Origin of the sequence: Klebsiella sp. 2-CIP_Kleb. (assembly GCF_050378715.1) — a bacterium.
GTDB classification, from domain to species: domain Bacteria; phylum Pseudomonadota; class Gammaproteobacteria; order Enterobacterales; family Enterobacteriaceae; genus Klebsiella; species Klebsiella quasipneumoniae.
Window position 1 is genome coordinate 1 of the sequence record NZ_JBNRLG010000026.1, and the last position, 1,203, is coordinate 1,203.

The following is a 1,203-nucleotide window of genomic DNA, read 5'->3' on the forward strand; positions in this document are numbered from 1 at the left end:
ACCGCTGGCAACAAAGGATAAGGGTTGCGCTCGTTGCGGGACTTAACCCAACATTTCACAACACGAGCTGACGACAGCCATGCAGCACCTGTCTCACAGTTCCCGAAGGCACCAAAGCATCTCTGCTAAGTTCTGTGGATGTCAAGACCAGGTAAGGTTCTTCGCGTTGCATCGAATTAAACCACATGCTCCACCGCTTGTGCGGGCCCCCGTCAATTCATTTGAGTTTTAACCTTGCGGCCGTACTCCCCAGGCGGTCGATTTAACGCGTTAGCTCCGGAAGCCACGCCTCAAGGGCACAACCTCCAAATCGACATCGTTTACGGCGTGGACTACCAGGGTATCTAATCCTGTTTGCTCCCCACGCTTTCGCACCTGAGCGTCAGTCTTTGTCCAGGGGGCCGCCTTCGCCACCGGTATTCCTCCAGATCTCTACGCATTTCACCGCTACACCTGGAATTCTACCCCCCTCTACAAGACTCTAGCCTGCCAGTTTCGAATGCAGTTCCCAGGTTGAGCCCGGGGATTTCACATCCGACTTGACAGACCGCCTGCGTGCGCTTTACGCCCAGTAATTCCGATTAACGCTTGCACCCTCCGTATTACCGCGGCTGCTGGCACGGAGTTAGCCGGTGCTTCTTCTGCGGGTAACGTCAATCGACAAGGTTATTAACCTTATCGCCTTCCTCCCCGCTGAAAGTACTTTACAACCCGAAGGCCTTCTTCATACACGCGGCATGGCTGCATCAGGCTTGCGCCCATTGTGCAATATTCCCCACTGCTGCCTCCCGTAGGAGTCTGGACCGTGTCTCAGTTCCAGTGTGGCTGGTCATCCTCTCAGACCAGCTAGGGATCGTCGCCTAGGTGAGCCGTTACCCCACCTACTAGCTAATCCCATCTGGGCACATCTGATGGCATGAGGCCCGAAGGTCCCCCACTTTGGTCTTGCGACGTTATGCGGTATTAGCTACCGTTTCCAGTAGTTATCCCCCTCCATCAGGCAGTTTCCCAGACATTACTCACCCGTCCGCCGCTCGTCACCCGAGAGCAAGCTCTCTGTGCTACCGCTCGACTTGCATGTGTTAGGCCTGCCGCCAGCGTTCAATCTGAGCCATGATCAAACTCTTCAATTTAAGTTTGATGCTCAAAGAATTAAACTTCGTAATGAATTACGTGTTCACTCTTGAGACTTGGTATTCATTT

The 1,203-nt window shown here is 53.7% G+C and carries 1 rRNA gene; it reads right to left on the reverse strand.

What is annotated here, in order from left to right:
* A 16S ribosomal RNA gene (locus ACQUTP_RS25660) occupies positions 1-1,133 on the reverse strand; the annotation flags it as partial.
* Positions 1,134-1,203: the final 70 nt, after the last annotated feature.